The sequence below is a fragment of the Paenibacillus sp. FSL R10-2736 genome, assembly GCF_038000245.1.
Taxonomy (GTDB): domain Bacteria; phylum Bacillota; class Bacilli; order Paenibacillales; family Paenibacillaceae; genus Paenibacillus_AQ; species Paenibacillus_AQ phytohabitans.
This window is the reverse complement of the sequence record NZ_JBBOBN010000001.1, coordinates 2,496,707-2,522,378: the sequence shown is the minus strand read 5'-3', so window position 1 is coordinate 2,522,378 and position 25,672 is coordinate 2,496,707. Positions and strand designations below refer to the sequence as shown.

At 50.9% G+C, this 25,672-nt stretch carries 17 protein-coding genes; 2 read left to right on the top strand and 15 right to left on the bottom strand.

Annotated elements, in window-relative coordinates; genetic code table 11:
* Positions 1–368 precede the first annotated feature (368 nt).
* Together NSQ73_RS10625 and NSQ73_RS10620 are read left to right on the top strand one after the other, a co-directional pair.
* A complete protein-coding gene (locus tag NSQ73_RS10625) occupies positions 369–1,232 on the top strand; it encodes a class I SAM-dependent methyltransferase (RefSeq protein WP_039309196.1) in 864 nt (287 codons plus the stop codon).
* Between the two features lie 3 nt (positions 1,233–1,235).
* A complete protein-coding gene (locus tag NSQ73_RS10620) occupies positions 1,236–1,982 on the top strand; it encodes an RluA family pseudouridine synthase (RefSeq protein ID WP_340986363.1) in 747 nt (248 codons plus the stop codon).
* 55 nt (positions 1,983–2,037) lie between these two features.
* On the opposite strand, the gene NSQ73_RS10615 is transcribed toward NSQ73_RS10620, so the two are convergent.
* The 15 genes from NSQ73_RS10615 to NSQ73_RS10545 form a co-directional block, all read right to left on the bottom strand.
* Positions 2,038–2,475 (bottom strand): MarR family winged helix-turn-helix transcriptional regulator, encoded by a 438-nt coding sequence (locus NSQ73_RS10615; protein WP_039309191.1) that lies wholly within the window; start codon positions 2,473–2,475, stop codon positions 2,038–2,040.
* 542 nt (positions 2,476–3,017) lie between these two features.
* On the bottom strand, positions 3,018–5,459 hold the full coding sequence (gene gyrA, locus NSQ73_RS10610; RefSeq protein WP_171716626.1) for a DNA gyrase subunit A: 2,442 nt from the start codon (positions 5,457–5,459) through the stop codon (positions 3,018–3,020).
* Positions 5,460–6,050: 591 nt separating this feature from the next.
* On the bottom strand, positions 6,051–8,033 hold the full coding sequence (gene parE / locus NSQ73_RS10605) for a DNA topoisomerase IV subunit B (protein ID WP_042138544.1): 1,983 nt from the start codon (positions 8,031–8,033) through the stop codon (positions 6,051–6,053).
* A gap of 72 nt (positions 8,034–8,105) precedes the next feature.
* Positions 8,106–9,095 (bottom strand): ABC transporter permease, encoded by a 990-nt coding sequence (locus NSQ73_RS10600; RefSeq protein WP_039307732.1) that lies wholly within the window; start codon positions 9,093–9,095, stop codon positions 8,106–8,108.
* Positions 9,088–10,068: an ABC transporter ATP-binding protein gene (locus NSQ73_RS10595; protein ID WP_231575171.1), complete on the bottom strand. Its 981-nt coding sequence runs from the start codon at positions 10,066–10,068 to the stop codon at positions 9,088–9,090. The genes NSQ73_RS10600 and NSQ73_RS10595 overlap by 8 nt, the downstream gene beginning before the upstream one ends.
* 71 nt (positions 10,069–10,139) lie before the next feature.
* Positions 10,140–11,069, bottom strand: coding sequence for a GDSL-type esterase/lipase family protein (locus NSQ73_RS10590; RefSeq protein ID WP_340986362.1), 930 nt, complete (start codon positions 11,067–11,069; stop codon positions 10,140–10,142).
* Between the two features lie 594 nt (positions 11,070–11,663).
* Positions 11,664–12,464, bottom strand: a complete 801-nt coding sequence (locus tag NSQ73_RS10585; RefSeq protein ID WP_340986361.1) for a CAP domain-containing protein — start codon at positions 12,462–12,464, stop codon at positions 11,664–11,666.
* A gap of 341 nt (positions 12,465–12,805) precedes the next feature.
* Positions 12,806–14,770, bottom strand: a complete 1,965-nt coding sequence (locus NSQ73_RS10580) for a WG repeat-containing protein (RefSeq protein ID WP_340986360.1) — start codon at positions 14,768–14,770, stop codon at positions 12,806–12,808.
* Between the two features lie 592 nt (positions 14,771–15,362).
* Positions 15,363–15,920, bottom strand: a complete 558-nt coding sequence (locus tag NSQ73_RS10575; protein WP_340986359.1) for a hypothetical protein — start codon at positions 15,918–15,920, stop codon at positions 15,363–15,365.
* Positions 15,921–16,756: 836 nt separating this feature from the next.
* Positions 16,757–17,764, bottom strand: coding sequence for a galactose/methyl galactoside ABC transporter permease MglC (gene mglC, locus NSQ73_RS10570; RefSeq protein WP_039307739.1), 1,008 nt, complete (start codon positions 17,762–17,764; stop codon positions 16,757–16,759).
* 52 nt (positions 17,765–17,816) lie between these two features.
* Entirely contained in the window at positions 17,817–19,328 is a 1,512-nt protein-coding gene (locus NSQ73_RS10565; RefSeq protein WP_042138554.1) for a sugar ABC transporter ATP-binding protein, read from the bottom strand.
* A 151-nt stretch (positions 19,329–19,479) separates the two neighbouring features.
* Complete coding sequence (locus tag NSQ73_RS10560; RefSeq protein WP_099052481.1) at positions 19,480–20,562, bottom strand: galactose ABC transporter substrate-binding protein; 1,083 nt, start codon at positions 20,560–20,562, stop codon at positions 19,480–19,482.
* Between the two features lie 146 nt (positions 20,563–20,708).
* Positions 20,709–21,731, bottom strand: coding sequence for a substrate-binding domain-containing protein (locus NSQ73_RS10555; RefSeq protein WP_076243328.1), 1,023 nt, complete (start codon positions 21,729–21,731; stop codon positions 20,709–20,711).
* On the bottom strand, positions 21,728–23,554 hold the full coding sequence (locus tag NSQ73_RS10550; RefSeq protein ID WP_340986358.1) for a sensor histidine kinase: 1,827 nt from the start codon (positions 23,552–23,554) through the stop codon (positions 21,728–21,730). The genes NSQ73_RS10555 and NSQ73_RS10550 overlap by 4 nt, the downstream gene beginning before the upstream one ends.
* A gap of 3 nt (positions 23,555–23,557) precedes the next feature.
* Positions 23,558–25,207, bottom strand: coding sequence for a response regulator (locus NSQ73_RS10545; protein WP_340986357.1), 1,650 nt, complete (start codon positions 25,205–25,207; stop codon positions 23,558–23,560).
* Positions 25,208–25,672 lie beyond the last annotated feature (465 nt).

Below are 25,672 nucleotides of genomic sequence, written 5' to 3'. Positions count from 1 at the left end.
CACCTTCGTAATGCTTATATTACAGAGGACGGAATTAGCCGTTCATCTGCGCCTAAGCTCATATATTTTATAACCGACTGTAGTAACTTCATTTATGGGTCTAACTCCAGCACCACCCTCGCGTAATCTGATCATACACAATTAGTGCAAGATCTGCCAGCAGCACTACCGTCCAGATTACCCTGACATTTGCTTTTCGCCATTTTCATGGAACATTCTGCCGCCTAAGATTTTTTACAATATTATACATAGATGAACTCTTGGCTAAAATGAGAAATAGTCGCAGCTTTGCAACCTTTATGTTTGTAGCAGCGTGCTTATATGTTGTACAATAAAGGCTAAATGACTTTTTGAAGGATGGATTAATAATGTATATAGCAAGTGACTGGAAGGACTATGAAGTGATTGATACCGGAGGCGGAGAGAAGCTTGAACGCTGGGGCGATATTATGCTGCGCCGCCCGGACCCGCAGATCATCTGGCCGCTGGCCAGCGAGAGTGCCAAATGGCGTGATGTGCACGGACACTATCACCGCAGTTCCGCCGGGGGCGGACAATGGGAAATGAAGAAAAGCATTCCGGATGACTGGAAAATCAGCTACGGCAAGCTGAAGTTCCATCTCCGTCCAACGAACTTTAAGCACACGGGTCTCTTCCCTGAGCAGGCAGCCAACTGGCGCTGGATGATGGACAAGATCGCTGCGGCTAACCGCCCGATTTCCGTGCTTAACCTGTTCGCATATACCGGCGGAGCAACCGTTGCAGCGGCTAGTGCCGGAGCTTCCGTAGTACATGTCGATGCCGCTAAGGGCATGGTTCAGTGGGCCAAGGAGAATGTAGCCTTGTCCGGGCTTGCCGACAAGCCGGTCCGCTACATTACAGATGATGTGTTCAAGTTCGTGCAGCGTGAACAGCGCCGCGGCAGCAAATATGATGCAATTATTATGGACCCGCCTTCCTACGGAAGAGGCCCGGGCGGTGAAATGTGGAAGCTCGAAGCCAGTCTCTATCCGTTCCTGGAGAGCTGCATGGAGATTATGAGCGACCGGCCTTTGTTCATGCTGATTAACTCCTACACAACGGGCATTTCGCCTACCGTACTGCGCAATATGCTGTCAATGACCATGGGCAAGCGCTACGGCGGCAAGCTTACCTCCGGTGAGATCGGACTGCCGATTACATCCTCCGGCATGAATCTGCCTTGCGGAATTCTGGGCCGCTGGGAGGCGTAAGCCATGACTGCGCAGAACAACGGAACAACCGGGAAGTCCGGCGGCGGACAGTCCCGGTTCGAGATTTTATATGAGGACAACCATCTGCTCGGCATCGTGAAGCCTGTTAACATTCCGGTGCAGGAGGATGCTACAGGCGATGCGGATCTGCTGACCCTGCTGAAGGAAGATGTGAAGGAACGTTACGCCAAGCCGGGGAATGTCTTCATGGGCCTCGTTCACAGGCTGGACCGGCCTGTAGGCGGCGCGATGATCTTCGCCAAGACCTCGAAGGCAGCCTCACGGCTGTCTGAGAGCGTCCGCACCCACGCCTTCCACAAGGTGTACCTGACCGTCGTTCATGGCAAACCCCCTGCATCCCAGGGACGGCTGATTAATACGCTGCTGAAGGATGAGCGGAGCAACACGGTCAGTATTGTCCGCAAAGGAACACCGGGCGGCAAGGAAGCGATTCTCGATTATACGGTACTCGGCAGCGCTGAGGGCTACACCCTGCTCAAGATCGATCTGCTTACCGGACGCTCCCACCAGATCCGCGTACAGCTGAGCGGCATCGGCTGCCCGCTGTACGGAGATCAGAAGTATGGTGCCGCAGTGAACAGACCCGGACAGCAGATTGCGCTGTGGTCAGCACTGGTCGGGTTCCCGCATCCGGTGACCAAAGAGGAAGTTGAATTAATCTCCCTGCCTCCTCAGACCCATCCCTGGAATCTGTGGACCCCGCAGAACCAAAAGCAGGCTATCCGGTAACGGACAGCCTGCTTTTGTGTGTATGCATATATATGAGGTCAACACTGGACATCTATTAAGGAGTCGAACCTTCCGGAGCCGGAGCGGGAGCTACCGCCATCTTCCCCATCAGATAGAGCAGCAGCTGCTGGTTATGTGATGAAATGGGATCGAGCGCTTCGGCAAAAAAATCACTGCGGATCTTCAGTCCGCGCGAGGTCTCGTTCTTGCCTGTCTCGGTGATGCTCACCCAGACGATCCGCCTGTCGGAGGCATCTCGTTCACGGATAATGAGATTATGCTTCTCCATCCGGTCAAGCAGCATAGTTACAGCCGCCGGGCTGGTGGCCAGATGCGGAGCCAAATCAGAAGGTTTCATCGCGTCACGTTCCTGCAGCAATTCCAGTACGGTAAGCTGGGCATCGGTCAGTGTAGGGGCAAGCTTGCTATCCATATGTAGCTTATAGTCCTTTAATATCTTATGCCAGATTTTACTGAATTCAGTGGAGTGCACACTTATTCCTTCCTTTCCCTGCGGATCTCTATCCGGTATACCTAAACATTTTCGCGAAAAAAATTCCATTTCCTGCAAAAAAAAAATAAAATCACGGCCGCTAGTGAATTTGAGATATGTAGTTACAGATTTCTTCATGAACCCGCTGTTTGTGGTGGAGATGGAGTGACTGCTGGTTTAACGAAAACTCCGCACAAATCCTGCATGAAATACAACATTCCCCTTATGATTTCGGCCTTAAATCTAGAATTGTTGTATAAAAGGCAGCCTTCCCCATCTATAAAGAACCTTAGCGGGGGTTATTCTTGTATTTCATACAACAACCTATGCATACACTGGTATCCATGAATCAAAGTTGTAATACCTGCAACATTAGGCATTCTATACACTACTTGACGTGACTCGGAGCGAACCGTGTAATTCTCCGCTGCCTGACCATACTTGTAAATCCCGCTAATACAAATAAATGGCGTTCGGAGCTCTGTAGACCAGAGCAGCCGAACGCCGTTTGAATTATTTAATATTCTAAGCTTCTGCCCCGGCTATTTAACTGCGGGGTACAGGCTGATGATCTCATCCTTCTTCTCGACAGCAACCAGCTGCTTGCCGATGGAACGGCGCTCACCAAGCGGTGCCGATTCGGAGGAGAAGGCATGAACCGCACCGCTCTGGGTGATGGCGGTCAGCTCCAGCGGCTCCTTGCAGTAGAAGGCCCCCACAAGCCTGCTGCCATTCGGGCGAACCCGTTTGCCTTCTTTGAACTCGAATGTCGGCATCCCTTTGCCTCCGCGGCTCTGGGAAGGGTAATCCAGCAGCAGAGAGCGTTTGGCGTAGCCAATCTCGGTAACCGCAAGAATCTCCCCTTCGTCCTCACTGACCCAGAAGCTGGAGACGACCTCGTCGCCTTCTCGCAGCTGAATCCCTCTTACCCCTGTGGCCACACGGCCCATAGGGTTGACTTCACTCTCCCGGAAGCGGATGCTCATCCCTTCACGGGTCACAAGCACGATGTCCTTGTCTCCGCTGCTCAGCGCCACTGTAATGATCTCATCACCGTCAGCTACCTTACAGGCGGCAACGGCTCCGGAACGGCTTGTAGAGTACTCCTTGAGCTCTGTACGCTTCACCTGTCCCTTACGGGTGACAAAGACCAGACTTGCCAGCGGGTCCTCCAGGTTGCCGACCGGCAGCACACTGACAATGCCATCGCCCTTGGCGAGACCGATCACGTTCACGATCGCCGTACCAGGCTCCTTCCATTTGAATTCCGGTATCTGATGAACCGGAAGCAGGAAGTATTGGCCCTTGCGGGTGAACACAAGCAGGCTGTCCCGGGTATTCAGGTCCAGCAGCCTGACGATATGGTCGCCGTCCTTGACACCCGATGAGTGGCGCTCTCCGCCTGAACGGGTGAAGGATGGCATGCCTGTCCGCTTGATATAGCCACCCTCTGAAATGGCGACCAGCACATCCTCCGCATTCACGAGAACCTCCATGCTGACCTTCAATTCCTCCACTTCACCCTGAATCAGCGAACGGCGGTCGATCCCGTATTTATCACGGATCTCCAGCAGCTCTTTGCGGATGACGGCAACCAGCTTCTTGTCACTGTCCAGAATGCCCTGCAGGACAGCAATCTTGGCATGCATCTCATCAAGCTCCTTCTGGAGCGAATGAATCTCCAGATTGGTTAACCGGTACAGCTGCAAGGTAAGGATGGAATCGGCCTGGCGTTCGCTGAAGCCGAACATCCACACGAGATTATTCTGGGCATCCTGGCGGTTCTTCGACGCCTTGATTGCGGCGATCACTTCATCCAGAATGTTCAGAGCCTTAACCAGCCCTTCCAGAACATGGGCCCGATCCTCTGCCCGCTCCAGATCAAACTGGGTGCGGTGGGTAACCACTTCACGCTGATGGGCGATATAGGCTTCAAGGATCGACTTCAGGCCGAGCTGCTGAGGAGCCTTGTTAACGATGGCCACCATGTTGAAGTTGTAGGTGATCTGCAGATCGGTTTTTTTGAGCAGGTAGGCCAGAATACCATTCGCATCGGCTTCCTTCTTCAGCTCCACCACTATCCGCAGACCTTCACGGCCGCTCTCGTCGCGGACTTCGGCGATGCCTTCGATCTTCTTCTCCAGGCGGATATTCTCCATGGAGGTCACGAGCCGCGACTTCACAATCTGGAAGGGAACCTCGGTAATAACGATCTGCTGCTTGCCGCCGCGCAGGTTCTCAATCTCCGTCTTCGAGCGCAGATAGATGCGGCCTTTACCTGTACGGTACGCGTCCATAATGCCGTCGCCGCCCATAATCGTTCCGCCTGTAGGGAAGTCGGGACCTTTGATGAAGGTCATGATGTCCTCCAGCGCGATGTCCGGCTTCTGCATGACAGCGATACAGGCATCGATGACTTCACGCAGGTTATGCGGCGGAATTTCCGTAGCGAACCCGGCAGAGATCCCGCTTGTCCCGTTGACAAGCAGATTCGGATAACGGGATGGAACCACGACCGGCTCCTTTGCCGTATTATCGAAATTGTCCTTGAAAAGCACGGTGCGTTTCTCAATATCACGCATCATCTCCAAAGCGATTGGAGACAGGCGCGCTTCTGTATAACGCATTGCTGCTGCAGGGTCATCATCCATCGAACCCCAGTTGCCGTGTCCGTCGACAAGCACATGTCCCAACTTCCAGGGCTGAGCCATCCGGACCATCCCGTCGTAGATTGAGGAATCTCCATGGGGATGGTAGTTACCCATGACGTCACCGACTGTTTTGGCCGACTTGCGGTATGGCTTATCCGGCGTGTTGCCTGAGTCGTACATCGCATACAGAATCCGGCGCTGCACGGGCTTCAGCCCGTCGCGGACGTCCGGAATCGCCCGGTCCTGAATGATATATTTGGAATACCGGCCAAATCGGTCACCAACGACCTCTTCCAGAAAAGCCGGCAAAAATTGCTCTGATAAACTGCTCATTCACTTTTCACCTTCTGTTCCTCAATCTGTCCACGTTTGTAATGATTGATGATCTGACTGCTGCGCGCCTGAGATTGGGATTCCCTCAAAACGAAATCGTAATTTGGATAGAAGATATGAACATAACTGCGGTGAGTTTTGGACTTTCGGACGCTGTTGTCCCCCAGATTTCTTGATCCTTACCGCTTTTATATAAATTAAACTTGTAATTTTTCTATAGGGATTACCGTGACTCCAGAGAATGTTTGGCCCTCCGGCCGCTGTTGTCTGCAGATTTCTTGAATTTAACCCGCTGTTCGCGGTGGAAATCCGCAGACAAAGGCGGACGCTGACGCTCCTACAGTTCCAAAATTCTCCTCCGCCACTTTTCCCTTTTTAGTATATTTTCAAGTTCAATCTATATAGCGGTGAAAATCCGGAAACAAAGGCGGACGCTGCACTCCTATAGTTCCAAAATCCCCTCCGTCACTTTCCCCTCTATCAGTTTAACAATTCCTAGTTCGGCAATCCGCGAATATCCCATTCGCTGCGCTTAAAGCAATCATCAAAAAATTAAAAACAGCGGAAGTAATCGTCACTTCCCGCTAACCTCTACTCTACTATTTCTGTAAAGTCGACGTTCTCGACAATCCAGCGCTTACGCGGATCAACCTTGTCGCCCATTAGTGTTGAGACACGGCGTTCCGCCTTGGCGGCATCCTCGATCTGCACCTGCAGCAGCGTGCGCGAATCCGGATTCATCGTTGTTTCCCACAGCTGATCAGGATTCATCTCACCGAGTCCCTTGTACCGCTGCAGCTCGAAATTCTTGCCGAATTCCTTCAGGTAATTCTGCAGCTCCTCATCGCTCCAGGCGTAGCGGACTGTTTCCAGCTTACCCGATTTACGCGTCAGCTTATACAGCGGCGGCTGGGCAATGAAGACCTTGCCGGCATCGATCAGAGGCTTCATATAGCGGTAGAAGAAGGTCAGCAGCAGCACCTGAATATGCGCACCATCCGTATCGGCATCGGTCATAATGATAATTTTGGAATAATTGCTGTCTTCCACGGCAAAATCAGGACCAATGCCCGCACCAATCGCCGATATAATCGCCTTGTATTCATCGTTCTTCAAGATATCCAGAAGCTTGGCCTTCTCCGGGTTCATAGGCTTCCCCTTCAGAGGAAGAATGGCCTGAATCTTCGAATCACGGCCCTGCTTGGCTGAGCCTCCGGCGGAGTCACCTTCTACAATGAAGATTTCGGTACGCGTGACATCCTTGGACTGTGCAGGCGACAGCTTGCCGCCAAGATTCGAGCTCTCGCTGCGTTTCTTGCCGCTGCGGATTTCATCGCGGGCTTTGCGGGCCGCTTCGCGCGCCTTGGACGCCTGAATCGATTTCTTGAGCAGGCTCTGCGCGACCTGGGGATTCTCCTCGAGGAAGCGCGCCATTTTCTCCGAGACAATAAAGTCCACGGCACTGCGGGCAGAAGCACTACCCAGCTGATCCTTCGTCTGTCCGACAAATTCCACATCCGACATCTTAATGCTGATGACCGCCATCATTCCCTCACGGAGATCATTACCCTCAAGATTCTTATCCTTCTCCTTAAGCAGCTGCGTCCGCCGGGCGTAGTCATTCAGCACACGGGTATAAGCTGTCTTGAAGCCGGTCTCATGCGTCCCGCCGCTGCGCGTAGGAATCGAGTTGACGAAAGAAGCAATGGTCTCCGTGTACCCCGCATTGTATTGCAGCGCAATTTCCACTTCAATCTCATCCTTCTCGGAGCTGAAATGAACCACATCATGCAAGACATCCTTGCCCTCATTGAGGAACTGTACAAACTGGCTCGCGCCGCCCTCATAAAAGAACTCATCCTGCCGTCCGCTCCGCTCATCGCTGAGGTTGATCCGCAGGCCCGAGTTCAGGAAGGCGATCTCCTGCACCCGTTCCGCGAGTGTGTCGTAATTCAGTGAAATGCCAGTCGGGAAGACGCGAATATCCGGCTTGAAGGTGATCTTCGAACCGGTCTTATTCGTATTCCCCAGTACCTCAAGGCCAGTCACAGGCTCGCCGACATGTTCTTTCCCGCTTTTGTCGACCCAATATTCGAAGCGTTGCCGGTGGATCTTGCCTTCACGGTAAATCTCCACTTCCAGCCACTCGGACAAAGCATTGGTTACTGATGCCCCTACGCCATGCAGACCGCCCGATTTCTTGTAGCCGGAGCCTCCGAATTTACCACCCGCATGCAGAATGGTGAAAACAACCTGCGGAGTCGGCACTCCCGTCTTGTGCATTCCGGTCGGAATTCCCCGTCCGTTGTCAATTACGGTGACCGATCCGTCCTTGCGGAGTGTAATATCAATCTTCGAGCAAAACTTGGCCAAATGCTCATCTACGGCATTGTCCACTATTTCCCATACTAAATGGTGCAGTCCCGAGGAACTCGTACTGCCAATATACATGCCGGGCCGTTTGCGGACCGCAACCAGACCTTCGAGCACCTGAATGTCGTCAGCATCGTATCCAGTCCGGCCCACTTCGGCGTTCTTAGAGACTTTTGCAAACATATCGATCTGTTCGAGCATTCATGCTCCTCCTTCTTGTGTCTTACTATCTCTATAAAATGCAAACAAACGTTTTCGTTCACTTTGTACATTCTAATTCAAAATATCCCGTTTCGTAAAGACGGCGAATGAAATGATTACTGCAGCCAGTCCCCAAATCGCCAATACCGCCATCGAAAATGCCAGTGTCATGCCCTCAATCGGTGCGGGAGTACCTGCTAAATACCCGGTAAGCTCCATATTAACCATAAATAAATATTTGGCCGCAGTCCAGGCAGAAGCCATATTCGTCAGGATCGTGCCTGCAATCAGCGCCGCCATCATCACCACTATACTGGCTGCCGTACTGCGTACCAGAACCGACACCATGAAAGCCAGCAGAGCAACAACTACGCTGACGAACCAGATCAAACCGCCCTGCATCAGCAGGTATTTCCATTGCGGCACAGCGTGAACCGTGGTCATATCGACCGTATCCCCGCTCAGCTGGAAGCCTGTGAACACCGGAACATTGAATCCTTTGTATCCAAAGGCCAGCCCCGACACCAGATAGCTGATGATAAAAGCAGACAGGACGATTAAGGAGACAAACATCATGAGGGCCGTCATTTTACTGAACAGCACCTTCCAGCGTTTGACCGGACGCGTCAGCAGCATCTTGATCGTTCCTGTCGTTCTCTCCCCGGAGACCAGATCCGAGGCCACCGCCATAATCAGCAGCGGAATGAACAGGGACACGGAATTGTCCAGAAACTCACGGGTAAAGGTAACGCCGCTCGGCTCGTTCGGGTTCACATCGTGATCCAGATAATACTGCAGCTGCTGGACAAAAATCCGCCGGTACGACTTCCATTCTTCCGGAATCCGGTCGCTGCCGAGGGAGTTCTGATTATCGGTGATCTGCTGCTGGACCTCCAGCCTCCAGTCAGAGTTAAACTTATCCCGGCTGCGTTCCGCTATACGCATCTGTGCATAGGTAAACATAGGCACAAGCACAAGCAGAATGAGCAGGATGACATAAAACCGTTTCTTTTTTATGATTTTGAGGCACTCATTGCGGATGAGCGGCAGCAGGTTAGTCAATAGTTTCACCTTCCGTTAGCTTCAAGAATAGCTGTTCCAGTGTAGGGTTGATTTTATGCACAGCCCGGACCTCAACCTCTCTAGTAACCAGTACGGCGACAATTTCCGGGATTAAATCCTCCTCCATAACCGTGATCAGGGAATTCACTCCCATGCCTGCGATAATGGAGTCGTCCAGTGTTACCTCATCCAGCTCCAGCAGATGGATATCCGGCCGGCCGTTTAATAGTTCTCTAGCCCGATTCAGCGGCTCCAGCTCCCACAGGACGTATGGAGAATTGCGGGCAACCAGCTCGTCCACACCGCCTACGGCGAGTACCCGCCCTTTACTGATGATCGCCACACGGTCGCACAGCAGCTGAATCTCGCTCAGCAGATGGCTGGAGACGAACACGGCAAGCCCTTCATCCGCCAGCTTGCGGATGAATTCGCGCAGCTCCTTGATGCCCTTCGGGTCCAGACCGTTCGTCGGCTCATCCAGAATCAGCAGCCGTGGCCGGCCCAAAAGTGCCTGGGCAATGCCCAGCCGCTGGCGCATCCCCAGTGAATACGTGCTTACCTTGTCATGAATACGCTGATCCAGCCGTACAATATCCACTACCTCGGCAATTCTCGCCTTGTCCACACCGGGCTGCATGCGGGCGAAATGCTGCAGGTTCTCCCAGCCTGTCAGATACGTATACACCTCGGGATTTTCGACGATGGAGCCGACGTATTGCAATGCTTTTTCCGGGTCACGGTTCACATTGTAGCCGCAGACGGTAATTGTTCCTTCACTTGGCCGGATCAGGTCAACCAGCATGCGGATTGTTGTGGTTTTGCCGGCCCCATTGGGACCGAGGAAGCCGAAAATCTCGCCTTTCCGGACGTCAAACGTAACATCATCTATGATCCATTTGCGGCCGATTTTTTTGCGGACCCCTTGTACGGACAGGACTACCTCGCCGGAGGCTTCGTGCATTTGTTTAGCCATCTCTATACAACTCCTTGCTGCGGTCATTTCTGTTCAGAATGTTCTCTGCCCTGCTCCATTCCTGTCCCAGGTTAATGTACAGCCTGTACAATCCGCTCACTCATCCGCTGATAACCGTCCCCGTTCGGGTGGAAGTGGTCATTCGAGAGATACTTGTCCAGATGCCGGTTGAACAAATCGAAGGTCGGAACGAGCGTCATATTGCTGTGGGTGTTGATGATATCCATCGCTGCATTGTTCCAGGCGGTTACAGCCTGATTGCCCGGAACCAGCAGGTCCGCGATATCTCCGAAGGGATTATACAATCCCACGTAATAAATCTGTGCCTGCGGATTAATCCCGGCAATGGTGTCAAGAATACTGCCCAGCCGTTTGGATGCATCAGGCAGAGCTGCGAGCAGAGACTCGGGGGTCAATTCATCGGTGGAGGCTGTAGGCACGGGTGCTGAACCTTCTACCGTGTTATTCGCAGCGGATTCAGTCCCCAGCGGTGCTATTCCGTCCGCAGGATTCTCCGTATCTGCTGACGATGCTGCCTCTCCGCTGCTGCTGCCTGTCCCCAGAATATCCGAGCCGCGGAACAGGTCATTGCCGCCTATAGAGATCAGGATTACATTCGCCTGGCGCAGCGCGTACTGCACACCCTCCTCCTGAAGCTTGCTCTGCAGTCCGGCTGTGGTTAAGCCGTTAATGCCCATGTTGCCGAGCAGCTCCGCCTTGCCTCCGTCCGCTGATAACGCCTCCAGCGTACGCTTCACAAACCCCTGTCCGGAATTGTCGCCCGTCCCTTTGGCCAGGGAATCCCCCAGCGCCAGAATCTTCAATTCATCTGTTGCCGCGGCTGTCGGTGCAGCTGTTTCCTGCGGGAGAGAAGAGAGGAGTGTCTCCCCCTTGGGGTTGATAATATCGCTTACCGCATACACAAACCCTGTAATTAAAAGTAAAGTTGCCAGGATGGATACCAGGCTCACTGCCCTCCAGGTCCATTTGGAATCGTTCAATGCTATCCCTCCGTATGCCGATCTATTCTCCATTATTCCACATTTTACAAACTTCTTAACTATGTAGATAAACATAATTCTTCTTTGCTTAATTTGCAAATAAAGCGAGGGTTTTGGTGAAAGGCGCGGCTGCGGTGATTTTGGACTTCCGGCCGCTGTTTTCCCCAGATTTTTTGATCAGTACCGCTCTTCGCGGTGATAGTCTGGTGACAAAGGCGGTCGCTCCCGCTCCTACAGTTCCATAATCCCCTCCGCCGCTTCCACCTAAACGGTGTGGAGCAGCCAGGGCGGCACTATAGCGCTGCTCTAATCATGCGCAACCGCAAACCTACATAGTGCAAAACTGCGAAACTACAGTGCAGAACTTCGAAACTGCAAATTGATTTATCTTCGTCTGACAAAAACCTTCATTTCCCGATCCAGAACAAAAAAGAGAATGCCGGATTGAGGTACTGAGGGGCACCCACTCTTAGAAGCAAGTGGAAAAACAACAACTATTATTGGTGTTTCTCGTAGACTATCTTCATTTACTAAACCTCAAAAAAGCCCCCCGGCAATGCCGGAGGACGAGTGAAGCTTAAGAGCTGCGTTATATTATTTGCCGATGAATTCCTGAACCCAGTAATTATTGTCGAAGCCTACGCCGATGTAGTTGAAATTCGTGCTCAGAATGTTAGCCTTATGGCCCGGGCTGTTCATCCAGGCAGTCATAACTTCCTGCGGCGTTTTCTGGCCCATCGCGATATTCTCTCCGGCTGCCTGATAAGTAATGCCGAACGCGGACATCATATCAAAAGGCGATCCATAGGTTGGCGAAGTATGGGAGAAATAGTTGTTCGTACGCATATCAGTAGCCTTAGCCGCTGCCACTTTGTTCAGGCTGTCCAGTGCGGAGACAGGAGCCAGTCCTGCTGCTGCGCGTTCTTTGTTCACCAGGGCTACCACCTGCTGAATGTAGCTTGAAGCGCTGTCTGCGACAGCTGGAGCTGCAGTTGCTGCTGGGGTAGCTACCGGCTTAGCTGTGGCCACAGGGGCAGCCGTCGGTGATGGTGTAACAACAGGCTTAGCCGTTGCTACTGGCGCAGCTGTGGCTACTGGTCTAGCTGTCGCTACCGGTACTGCGGTAGCCACCGGCTTAGCTGTTGCTGCCGGAACTGTTGCTACAGGATTCTTATAAATAACGGTCTTGGATACGGTGAACGTATTCCCGTCAAATACAAATGACTTCGAATTGTACTGTGTGAAATATTCCATGAATTTTGCGAAATTCGTATCTGAAGCGGTTGCCGTAGTGGCTCCAGCTGCTGCGCTTGCCTGTAATGGAAGTGAAATGCTAAGTGCCATAACAGCGGCTACACTTCCACCTATCATTGCTCTTAAAGTCTTGCTTTTCATTCTGCCATCTCCTTATTCTTGTTGTAGAATTACCTGGCTGCCGAGAGTTGCGGACATCAATTGTTACAAAGTTGTAATTTGTTCCTCAGTCATTGTAACATAAAAAATCAGGCTGTGCGCTTCTAAATTATGACATTTTTCTTCACGGCTGAGGCTTGTCCGCTTCTGTTCAAAAAGTGGAAACGGCTTTGCCGTCCTGTAATAAGGACGGTACCGTTTCAACGAGATATAGAAGGATAATTCATAACGCGAAGCATATATATTCTTATATTTAAGAAACCGTCCTCTTCAGAACGGTCGCATGTTCTTACAGTTAATATCGGCATTCACCGGCCCCCCGCTTAATGAAAGGACTGCCAGAAATCCCCTTCTGTCGAGATCAGGCCCATAATTTCGGCATACGGAATCCGGAATGTAGGAAAGCCCGCAGCATACGGAGCAATTTCATAAGGGGCAAAATAGAGATACAGCGCTTCGCCATCCACATAAAAGGGCTGGTCAGCCGTAATGCCTTTGTACGTATCCGGAAAAACATAAGAATACTGCGGATCATTCGCAATCTGTTTTCCGACAATATCACTGAGTTTCTGCACATATTTGCTGCCAGGCTTAAACAGATCACTCAGCGTGTAAAATTTGCCGGTGCGCAAATTGATATGCTCATAAATCATAGTCGGCATTCCATGCGCCGCTCCAAACGGAAAGCGGTATCCGCTGAGCTCCAGTACCAGCAGGTTCTTGCGGAAGAAGGATACGGCAAAATCCCCCGTATAGCTAAAATCCTGCCCCGCTCCCCCAGTCCCCGCACCTTCTGCGAGTGAGAGACTGCGCAGCTTATCATTGACCGATTTGGATATCTCAGCGACAGCAATCCCTTCTACTACCGGATAGTAGACCAGATAATCCCTGTTCGGTTTATATTTCTTCTCCAGCACGGAGTACGGCGGTCTGAGCGGAATGACCCCATTTTGCCGCCATACCTGCTTGCCTCTGCGGTCATAGTAGGCAGTACGCTGGTCAACATCCGCACGGATCAGGTTGCCGCTGAAGGATAGAGATCCTGAGCCGGCAATGACCGGCGGCTGGGCAGCTTTTTTACCGCTTTTATCAATAAAATATGTGTCCTTGGCATCATACACCGACGCAAGCCCGTTCTGATAATTGTTCACCCCGAGCAGCGGATGGGTGCTGAGAATTCTGCCTGTAAGCGCATCGGCAATCACATAACGTGAACCCCGGTACGGCTGATCGGCATAAAGCGGAGTTCCCAGCGCAACCCGGTTCTCACCCAGCTGCTGGACTTCATAGTAAGTCGCCGGAATAATGGCTTTGCCCTGCTTGTCAATCAGACCGTATGCATTACCGTAATCCTCAGCTGTGTTGATCACCGCCCGTCCTTCCGAGAAAGGTAAGGCTGCCGTAAACTGCGGCTGGATGGCAATGCTGCCGTCTGTATGGAGGTAACCGTATTTCCCGTTCTCCGTAGCCTGAAAAGCAAGCAGACCTTCCCCCGGATACCCCACGAATGGATATTTATACGTATGCAGCACCGTTCCCTGGGGATCAATCAGCGCGTACTCCCCCTCAGCGACTTTGACCAGAGCCGTTCCATCATTGAAATCCCCCGCATCCAGATACACCGCTGGCAGCACCTCTTTGCCTTGGGCATCCAAATATCCGTAGTATGAGTTCCCCCCGGTTGTATTCTGCTTGGAGAACAGCGCGCGGCCTTCATGCAGCGAATTCAGATAGTCATACCGCGCGGACGTGACCTCTTTGCCTTTCTCATCAATAAAAGTATAGCCCTTGGCATCCGAAACCACAGCCCGCCCTTCGGCAAACGGAGCAATAAAGGAATATAGCGGTTTGACCTTCTCCCGCCCGGAGCTGTCAATGAGGCCGCTGTAATTCTTGCGCTGCACTACCGCCAGGCCATTCTCCTGGAAATCCTCCGCATAGTCGTATCTGGGCTCGATCACAGTCCGTCCGTCGTTATTAATGTAGCCCCACAGTGTTCCGTCTTTAAGCTTAAAAGGAGCCGGATGCAGCAGCTCTGCCCGCAGCCCGCTGGCATCTACCTCCGGAAGCACGATAAGCGCCTCCAGCGGCTTTTTGGAGTAGTCTACGCGGTATAATCCCGCCTCTGCCGGGATCGTCACGAACAGATCATCATCCGCACGGATGAAATCCTCCTCCTGCTGCGGAATAACCTCATTCCAGCCGATTCCGTCCCACCGCCATACCTCCGTCTGAATCAGACCATTGTCATTCTCTTTTCCCAGCTCGTTCAGCTTAATCCTCAGCATTCAGTCGCTCTCCCTTACAAAGGCATTTGCCTATAGAATATGAGAGTGAGGGGGAAAGGGTGTTTATGTGCCCAGAGCTGCCGATACGCCTGAGTATGAGCGTCAGCGTCAGCGTGGAATGCGTTAGGAGCGTGGAATGCGTTGAGAGCGTGGAATGCGTTAGGAGCGTGGAATGCGTTAGGAGCGTGGAATGCGTTAGGAGCGTGGAATGCGTTAGGAGCATGAGGGCTTAAAGCAAATTTAGGAAAGGTGCGGCCGTAACTGCGGTGAATGTTTGGACTTCCGGCCGCTGTTGTCTCCAGATTTCTTGATTTTAACCGCTATAACGCGGTGGAAATCCGGAGACAAAGGCGGACGCTCCCGCTCCTCCAGTTCAAACTTCCCCTCCGTTACTCTCCACCTTTTCTTCAGCAAAACCAAGGGCTTAGGCACAAACTACATCAAAGGCACAAACTGCAGCCCTAAGAGCAGCACAAAAACACCCTTTCAGAGGGTGTTAGCAGGATGTTCAAGGGCTGCTTCGCCTGCCCTATCACTGGTGAAATATGGTATAGTAGCTGCGCTTGCTGGCTGTTTCGTTGAAAATTTCCAACTAACTTTTATTTTGGTCCCTGATCCAGTTCCAAAATGCTTTGCCGCAATGCAAAGGAACAGAAATAGTATCGTCTGAAATAAATTGCCTCCGCTTTTCCAAAAAACAATTCTTAGTTTGCTTCTTCTGTATTTCATTCAAAAAATCTAAAGTCTGTTTTAATTGCATGTCATAAACATCGACATTTAGCTTCTCACATAATAATTTGCAAAGTCCAATTGTTTTCTCATAGGTTTCAATAGGATTGCTAACAGCAAATCTGATTGAAATCTCTTCGACCTGCTCCGCTAATTCACCACAGTTCATCTCTATTTCTATAATGCAATTACCATCATCAAGAGTGTAATAGCACCTAGTACTTTGGTAACGATGTAAATCTATGGGTGTATATGTGCCGACATTCGGAATGGAGGAAATAATTTCCGCGGTTTCAAGGAATGAATTGCCTACAACAAATCCGCCAACGATGTCTAATATATTATCCCCGTATTCATCTGGTGCCACAATCGCCTGATTTCTTTTATCAAACATCAGAAAATTATAAGATTCCTGACCCATGCGCTTCACCCTGTTCCACGATTTATCCTAAGTTAATGCCTAAATTTAAGATTTTTAAATGAGTAACCCGCTCGTTGTTATTAAAAATCTTGCACTAAATACAACATTCTCATCATTATACCGTCTCTAATCCACGATTGTTGTATAGAATGCAGCAATTCGCCTTCTCCAAGGTAAAATGCAAGAAAATTATTGTATTTCGTACAACAATCCGCCCGAACACTTATATATTTAAGCCTGCGAGTTGTACTACGTACAACATTTATACAACTGGTTACTTTTGGGGTTTGCTGCTCACTTAAGGGTGGAAATTTTGGGCATGGTTTTGGAGCAACGTTGCGACAAAATCAACAAGCCCCAAGCAAAAGGCGTTTGCGAAATACCGCAAACGCTTAATTTGCACCACCCCCACCTGGGTGAGATGATAGGAGTAACGAAGGTAAAGTTTGGAACTGGAGGAGCGGCAGCACCCGAAGAGTCCTTGCATTCAATCGAAATGTAAGATGAACTATGAACTGTTAAGCTGATAAAAAGGGAAAGTAACGGAGGGGATTTTGGAACTGTAGGAGCGATAGCGTCCGCCTGAAAGCTTTCCGAAGGAAAGCTCGCTTCGGAAGCATACGCTGGTTTGGATTTCTACCGCAGACAGTGGATCAAAATCAGGAAATCCAAACCTAACAGCGGCCGGAAGTCCAAAACTCACCGCAGTTACGGTTTTACCTTTTACCCAAGCCTGGCAGTTCATCTTACATAGAGCATTGAACGCGAAAACTCCGGGTGCATCCAGCACCCGGAAGTCCAAACATTCGCAGTTACGGCTAATCACCGAACCACAATTATTTCTTCGAAGAATATTTACGCATATCGAACGATACAGCGGCGATGATGATGAGGCCTTTGATGATCAGCTGGTAGTAAGGGCTGATGCCGATGAAGGTCAGACCGTAGTTGATCAGGGTGAAGATGATAACACCGACCAGAACACCTGGAACTGTACCGATACCGCCGGTAGTGGATACGCCGCCGACTACGCAAGCCGCGATGGCGTCAAGCTCGTACATGTTACCATAGTTGTTGGTAGCGCCGCCTGTTCTTGCAGCTTCAAGCACACCCGCCAGACCGTAAAGGGCACCAGCGATAGCGTAGATGTAGATCAGGTTCTTGGACACGTTGATACCGGAAACCTTGGCAGCCTGCATGTTGCCGCCGATAGCGTACATGTTTTTGCCCAGCTTAGTTTTGTTAAAGAGTACCCACACGACGGCCGCGACCGCCAGGGCTATGAGAACGATGTAAGGTATTGAATATTGGCCGCTGCCGATAAAGCCGGAGCCGATTTTGGTGAAGTCAGGACGCAGACCGCCGATAGGCTGCGATTGGTTAGGGTCCATATCGAAGTACAGGGAGTTCAAACCGTACACGATGAGCATGGTGCCCAGAGTTGCGATAAATGGCGGAACGTTAAGCTTGGAGACAATGACCCCGTTGATGAGACCGCAGAGCAGACCGGCAACAATGGCGATCAGGATCGGCAGCCATACTTGCACTTGCGGCAGATCAGGGAAGAAGCGGCGTGAGTAATCCGGTATCTGCAGCATCGAAGCGGAGATAACGGCTGTGAAACCAACCACGCGGCCTGCCGACAAGTCGGTACCGGCTGTGATGAGGATAAAGGCAACCCCAAGCGCGATGATAACGCGTGTAGACGACTGAATCAGTACGTCACGCAGGGTGTTGATGGACATGAAGCTTGGTTCATATATGATGATCCCCATAATCAGCAGTACCAGCACGATGTAAATTGCGTTTTGAGTCACAAAGGACTGAGCTTTTTTAACGTTCATTAGTAGTGATCCCCCTTAAAATTACGCGAGCATATTCTCCTATCCGTACTCCTTAATGCTGTGCAGCGAGACGCATAACTTCGGTTTCCGTAGCTTGCTCGCCTTCTAGTATTCCTGTAAGCCGTCCTTCCGACATGACCATTACGCGGTCAGACATCCCCAGCAGCTCAGGCATTTCCGAAGAAATCATGATAATGCTCTTCCCCTGCTTGGCCAGGTCGGCAATGATGGTATAGATTTCAAATTTGGCACCAACGTCAATTCCGCGTGTCGGCTCATCCAGCAGCAGGACTTCAGGCTCTGTAAGCAGCCATCTGGCCAGCAGCACCTTCTGCTGATTACCGCCGGAGAGATTCATAATCTGCGTTTTGGTGGTTGGTGTCTTGGTGCGCAGCTTCTCAATCATTTTATCGACTTCAGCTTTCTTCTTTCTGCCGTTCAGCAGGAAGTAAGGCGTCTTATAATGGTCAAGGTTGGCAATTGCGCCATTCTCATGAACGGACAGTACCGGGAAGATACCGGTTACACGGCGTTCCTCGGTTAACAGCGCCAGGCCATGTTTCTTGGCATCCTGCGGCGAATTGATCTTCACCTTTTTGCCTTCAATTGAGATGGAGCCGGATTTGATTGCACGAAGGCCAAACAATGCTTCAATAACTTCCGTTCTCTGCGCACCGACCAGACCGCCGACACCGAGAATTTCACCGCGTCTCAGCTCAAAGGATACATCCTTAAAGGATCTTGGCTCCGGTGAGGTCAAGCCTTCCACCTTCATATAGACTTCGCCTGGAACATTCGTGCGCTCAGGGAAGCGGTTAGTAAGGTCACGGCCGACCATTTTGGAGATAATCAGGTCCGTGGTAAGCTCGGCCGACGGCCAGGTACCGATCTTTTTGCCGTCACGCATGATGGTTACTTCATCGGAAATCTCCAGAATTTCTTCCATCTTGTGAGATATATAGATAATAGCTACGCCTCTTTTTTGCAGATCCCGGATAATCCGGAACAAATGCTCAACTTCTACGCTGGTTAAGGAAGAGGTTGGTTCATCCATGACAATGACGCGTGAATGAAAAGAGACAGCCTTCGCGATTTCAATGGATTGGACCTTGGATACGGACAGCTTGCCCACCAAAGTTTCGGGATTCAGATCGATATCCAGATCTTTAAATAAATTTTCCGTGTCCGTGAACATTTTTTTGTGGTCAATAAACTGAATCGGCCCGATGCCCTTGGTCGGAAAACGTCCTAGCCAGATGTTCTCCATGACACTGCGGAAAGGTACCGGGTGCAGCTCCTGGTGAATCATCGAAATTCCGTGCTTAAGTGCATCGTTGGAGTTAGAGATGGTGGCCTTTTGGCCATCCAGGAAGATCTCACCGGCATCCGGTGAATAGATCCCAAAGAGACATTTCATCAGTGTCGACTTGCCTGCACCGTTCTCGCCCATAAGTGCATGAACCGAACCCGGTCTAACCTTTATGCTGACTCCGTCCAGCGCCTTAACGCCGGGAAATTCTTTAGTAATGCCGTTCATTTCCAGCAAAAACTCAGCATTTGCCATGTTGTTACGCCCCCTACGCTTTTTTTCTTTTTCCATGAGAGGCACAGCGGTTCCATCCTGTTCCCTACCCGAAAGGAATTCCGGAGAGCGGGTGACCGCCCTCCGGGATTTTTGTTTATGAAGCTTATCTGTATCTGGAGCAATCTAACTATTATTGAGCGTCAGCTACGTTGTCTTTAGTGATCTTTTTGTAGGAGATCCATACGTATTGGTTGTCAGTGATGTCGAAGCCTACGTTTTCTTTGGTAGGTGTTTCGCCTTTAGCCAGCAGGGAAGCCAGGACGATTGCCGCTTTACCCTGGTTGTTGGCATCGTTCAGCACTGTACCGAGCATAGTTCCGTCTTGCAGCGCTTGAACCGCTGGAGCAGTTGCATCAACACCTACTACCGGCATGTATTTGTCGCCAGTGAAGTATCCTTGGGCTTTCAGAGCTTCGATTGCACCGAGTGCCATGTCATCGTTGTTGGCAAGAACGGCTTCAATCTTGTCGCCGTGGGAGCCGAGGAAGGCTGCCATTTTTTCCTGACCTTTTACGCGATCCCACATTGCAGTATCTTCAGCCAATTTCTCAACCTTGATGCCTGCATCTTCGATAGCCTGGATGGAGTAAGTGGTACGCAGCTCAGCATCCTGGTGTCCAGGTTCGCCTTTGAGCATAACGTACTGCAGCACGCCGTCGCCGTTCTTGTCAGCTTCAGGGTGAGCCTTCCAGTAGTCAACGATCAGCTGGCCGGACATCGTGCCGGACTCTTCAGCTTTGGCGCCTACATAGTAAACTTTATCCCATTTCTTCATATCTTCAGGAAGCGGTTCGCGGTTCAGGAAGACAACCGGAATGTCTGCTGTTTTTGCTTTGTCGATGATAACGCCTGCAGCTGTGCGGTCAACCGGGTTGATCAGCATGCCGTCATATTTTTTGGTGACGAACAAATCCACCTTATCATTTTGTGTAGGCTGGGAATTCTGGCTGTCTACGATATCTACAGTAGCGATGCCTTTGGCTGCAGTATCGATGGCGTTACGGACACCCGTCATGAAAGTATCATCAAATTTGTAGATCGCTACGCCAACCTTTGGAGTTTCAGCAGCGGAACCGGAGTTTGCAGTTGCAGCAGCGTTGCCTGTGTTAGCTTTGTTACCAGTGTCAGCAGCGTTGTTGTTGTTGCCGCCGCAGCCTGCGAGAGCAGCACCCAGCAATGCACTAGCAAGTAAAACGGAAGTGATTTTTTTCATAATCAATTGACCTCCTGAGGATATTTCTTTTTGTTATCCCGGTGTGTCCCGGGTACATCCTTATTATGCCCTACATGAAAACGGTTGCGAATATAAAATACTACTCATTTTCATGAAAATTCTAATGTTTAAAATCTGATTTTCTCCTATCTGACAAACGGGAACAGCAGCTTCTGGTTCTCGGGCCACAGCATATTCTCCAGATCGATCAGCTTGGTGCCTGTGTCCACCCGCTCCGGAATAGTCACACCTTCAAGCGCTTCTACGGCGTATTTCACGGCTAAATACCCGTTGCTGAAAGGGTTCTGGATCACGGTCGCCTGCACCGTGCCATCCTGCAGCGATTCCATCATGGAGGGGGAACTGTCAAACGCAACCATCTTTATGTTGTCCAATCTTAAGCTTTGTATGACTTTGGCTGCTCCCTGGGAAGCAATTTCATTCAACGTGGCAATCCCGCGCAGGTTAGGATGCTTCTCCAGCATCTCCCGGGTCAGGGTTTCGGCCTCCACCGTGCTTGATGAAGTGTAGGAAATCTGCACCACTTTGACATTCGGATAACGGGCTGCGTAATTGAGGAATCCTTTCTCGCGCTCATCCGCATCCCTGGCCCCGTAATCAATGCTGCCGCTGGAGTCCGGCGCAACATTCAAAGAGGAATTGGTGAAATTGATAATTCCAATCTCGCCATATCCCTGCAAAAGCTGGATCAGCCGCTCCGCAGACTTCTGTCCGGCTTCATAACCGTTCGAGCCCACATAGGCCTGTACTCTGGCCGATCCGACTTCCGCATCGACTGAGATCACCGGGATTTTGTAATATGCAGCCTGGTCTACGACCTGGGCCAGTCCCATATAGCTGCTGGCAGCGAGAATAATAACATCCGCTTTCTCCTTAATGGAGTCCTCCACCATCCCCACCTGCTCATCGATATCACTCTCCGAATCCGGCGCTTTGAACGTCAGCTTGACATTGAATTCCTTCGCTGCTGCTTCCGCACCCAGCTTCACTGTATTCCAGTAATCCCCCTTGTTCATCTTGACAATCAGGTGGATATTACGTGTCTTGCTCGTATTGATATAAGCAGGCGACGAATTAAAGCAGGAGGACACGGAGATCCAGAGCACCCCGCACAGCAGTAAGGTCAGCCAAAAACGTATGCTTCTCACCGGTTTGTCTCCTCCTTCTGCTCATCCATGTCTTCTCCGGCCAGCCGGGCCGGGAACACAATGGTTACGATAGTACCTTCTTCAATTTCACTCTGAAAGGTTAGTCCATATTCGCGGCCATAATATAACCTGATCCGTTCATGAACATTCCGTACGCCGACTCCTGAGCCGCTTCCGCTTTTGACGCCTCCGCTCAGAATCACGTTCATCGTTTCTACGGACATCCCGAGGCCGTTGTCACTGACCCTGATAATAATGAGCCCATCCTGAAGCTCAGCGCTGATCGAGATCAGCCCTTCATCCGGCATCATTTCGATCCCATGGTAGAGCGCATTCTCTACAATAGGCTGCAGGATCAGCTTAACCGTCTGGTACTGCAATACTTCATCCTGGGCCGTGATCTCATAACGGAACTTATTTTTGAAACGGAAGCTCTGAATCACCAGGTAATGGCGGATATGATCCAGCTCCTCCTGGATAGTAATAATATTCTTGCCCTTGCTCAGACTGATGCGGAAAAATTTCGAAAGCGACTGAATCATCGTGACGACCTCATCTGTTTTGCCGCGCTCTGCCAGCCGGATGACCGAGTTCAGTGTGTTGTATAGAAAATGAGGGTTGATCTGCGACTGCAGGACTTCAAGCTCGCCCTTGCGCTTCGTCTCCTGCTCATAGATGATCTGATCCATCAGCTGCCGGATACGCTGGAGCATCATATTGAAGCGTTTGGACAGCTGTTCCACCTCATAGGCGCCGCTGACATTGATCGGGGTATTGAGATCTCCCTCGCCCACCTGCTTGACCGTGCGCTCCAGCTTGCGGATCGGACTGGCAATCAGCCAGGACAGGAACACAGATACGGCAATCACACACACCAGGACAACTGCGAGGAACCAGGACAGAAATTGGTTCAGGTCGCGTTTGGTCGTGACAATCTCATCGTAGTAAGCGACCCCAACGATCTTCCAGCCGGTCTGGGTCAGGGTGCGCACGGTAATAAACCGCTTCTCTCCGGTGGACTCATCCAGATAGCTGCGGAAGGCATATTCCAGCACCGGCTCCACATTCTCATATTTGAGGCCGGCATAGATCAGCTGCTGCTGCGGATGGTAGACGATATTCCCCAGCGGATCGAGAATGTAAGCGTATCCTCTTTTACCGAGCTTCACTTGCCGGCTCAGCTCATCAATCGTCCTGAAATTGAAATCCAGCAGCAGGACACCGGTTTTCAGCTCGCCCTTCTCCCTGTACTGAATCATTTTGCTGATCGATACGACCCAGGTATACCGTCCCTTGAATAAATTCTGAATATGCGGGGCTGAGTAGGATATCTCCGAGGTCCGCTTGGCCGTGGTGAACCAGCTCTGGCTCTCCAGCTGAGTGTTCAGGCGCATACTTTGACCAGGCGTACCTACTACATATTTGCCCTGCGGTGTAAAAACAGCCATGGATACCAGGTCCTCACGGCTGCTCATCAGTGTGTCCATGCGTTCATAGAGCAGCGGAGAGTCAATGGATTGACTCGTGGTGATCTGCTTCTCCGCCGTCTCAAAAATGCTGCCCATCCCCTTAACATACAGCTCCAGATTATAATTCACCTGCTCGATAATCTGCTGCATGTTGAGATTCGCATTCTCCTCCGCCGTGTTGGCAAACTTGCCGTAGAGCATAATGCTGACGATCACTGCAACGGCTACCGTCACCGCTGTGAAGGTCAGGGTAATAATGAGCTGGATGCTCCGCAGCTTGGAAGACAGGCGGATTTTGCCTCTCTTGCGGGGCTGCGGGCGAAGCGGAAAGAAAGTACCCTTCGGCTTGGTCATGAGTTATCCTCCCCGCGAGCTGTTCTTATACTCTTTGGGTGACTGTCCGTATTTCTTGCGGAAGCAGAAGCTGAAATAATTCGGATCGGCAAAACCAATCCGCTCGGCGATTTCAAATGCCTTAAGCTCGGTCGAGCGCAGCATTTCCTTCGCCGCCTCCAGGCGGATCTGCAGCAGATAGCTGACAAAGGTCATCTTCATTTCTTTCTTGAAAATACTGCTGAAATAGCCTGTGCTGATATGCAGATGCTGGCATACCTTACCGATGGAAATGTCGGACTCTTCATAATGGGCCCGGATATAATCCTTGGCCTGGTCAATCAGCTGCTTATAGCTCGACTGCCGCTCGGAGGCGATGGTATCCATCAGCCGGCTGCACACCGTGATAATCCACTGCTTGGCTTCCCCCATATTATTGAACTTATTAAGCTCGGTCAGCGATGAAATGCCGGAGCCGATAAAGTCATTCGTTTCACTGCCGGATTCCTTGGCCACCCGCAGAATCGATGTAATGATTTCCAGAAGGAAAATCTGATAATCCTGTGTCGAGACCTGCGCCGTATCCAGGCCCCCGAACAGCTCGTCCACCACTTCCCGCAGCTCCTGGACTGTACCCAGCTTGATCGTGCGGATCAGCGACTGCTGGGTCAGCTCATCATAGGCTAACATCTGGCTGGATCTCGACTCCACATCCTCAATCCAGATCACGCGGTTGTTGCCGAGAATCAGCCGGTAATCCAGTGCCTGCAGTGCATCTCCGAAGGAATTGAACAGCATGGACGGCATCCGGCATACCGTTCCTGCACCAGCAGTCACTGTAAGCTTCAGGAAACGCTGTACATTCTGGCGGATTTCTTCAAGGATAGCGAAGGTTCTGCCTGTGATTTCGCTCTCATCGGTTTCCTGGCTGACAGAGAGCAGCACCACATCATCGCGGTGGATGAACACCTTGCCGAAGCTGTGCTTCTGGCAGATCTCCTCGGCAATGTTCAGCACGGCAAAGAGCTGCAGATTACGGTCACCGGTGTCACGCAGGGATACCGGCCCCGCCTCAGGCACGCCGGAGCTTCTGTCCGGGCGGATATAATCAATACTAATAACAGAGGATTGGAATAACTCCCCGCTCAGATTGATGCCGTATTCTGCGCTTTTCTCGGCAATTTCCGCGGAGCGCAGACGGCGCGACACCAGGGAGGACAGGAACTGCTCACGCAGCACCGGCAGGCTCTTGCGATAATGCTCGCTGAGCACGAATACATTTTCCTTCTCGGCAATCTCGGTCTCAATCGCTGCTCTAACCTTCATCAGGACATCAATCAGCTCCTGGGAAGAGAAAGGCTTAAGGATATATTCATCAATCTGCAGCTTAATCGCCTTCTGGGCATATTCGAATTCATCATAGCCGGTCAGAATGATTATCTTCGTGTTAGGGTGACGGCTGCGGATCCATTCCGCCAGCTGCAGTCCGTTCATGAACGGCATCTGGATATCGGTAACCACCACATCCGGCAGCAGCCGGTCTATCGCATCCGCGGCTTCACGGCCGTTCTCCGCCTGTTCCACCACTTCGAATCCGTATTTCTCCCAGTCGATCTGGGCGATAATTCCTTCTCTTACATCTTCCTCGTCTTCGGCGAGAATTAATTTATACATGCTTCATCCCTCTTCGGATATGGTTTGGAGTTTTACAGCATTATAATAGCTGATTCAGTAAGCTCAATCTATGTTTAAATAATGAAAGCTGTAGCAGCGGATCAAGTCAAATACGGGGAGCAATTCACTATATAGGCTGAATGCATTTATTGCAAGTAAATATTATGTACATACATAGTGCAAATCCATTACAGAATGAAATTCCCCGGACCGCCTGACGCCGCTACATTCCCTGAATCACACTCTTATAGGTGAGGTACGGTCCATCCCGCTTCATGATCAATAAGTGGAATTTGGACACTTAATTTCATCATATAATCTGTCATCACCATTGTAAGTGGAAAAACAACACTTAATCCCTTAATTCGAGCGCCAAATGACGAATGGTGGATGAATAAATGTATTTTTTCCAACTACTGTTCAAGAAACGTCTGTTTCGGCAAATTTAAATGCTCTTTTTCCACT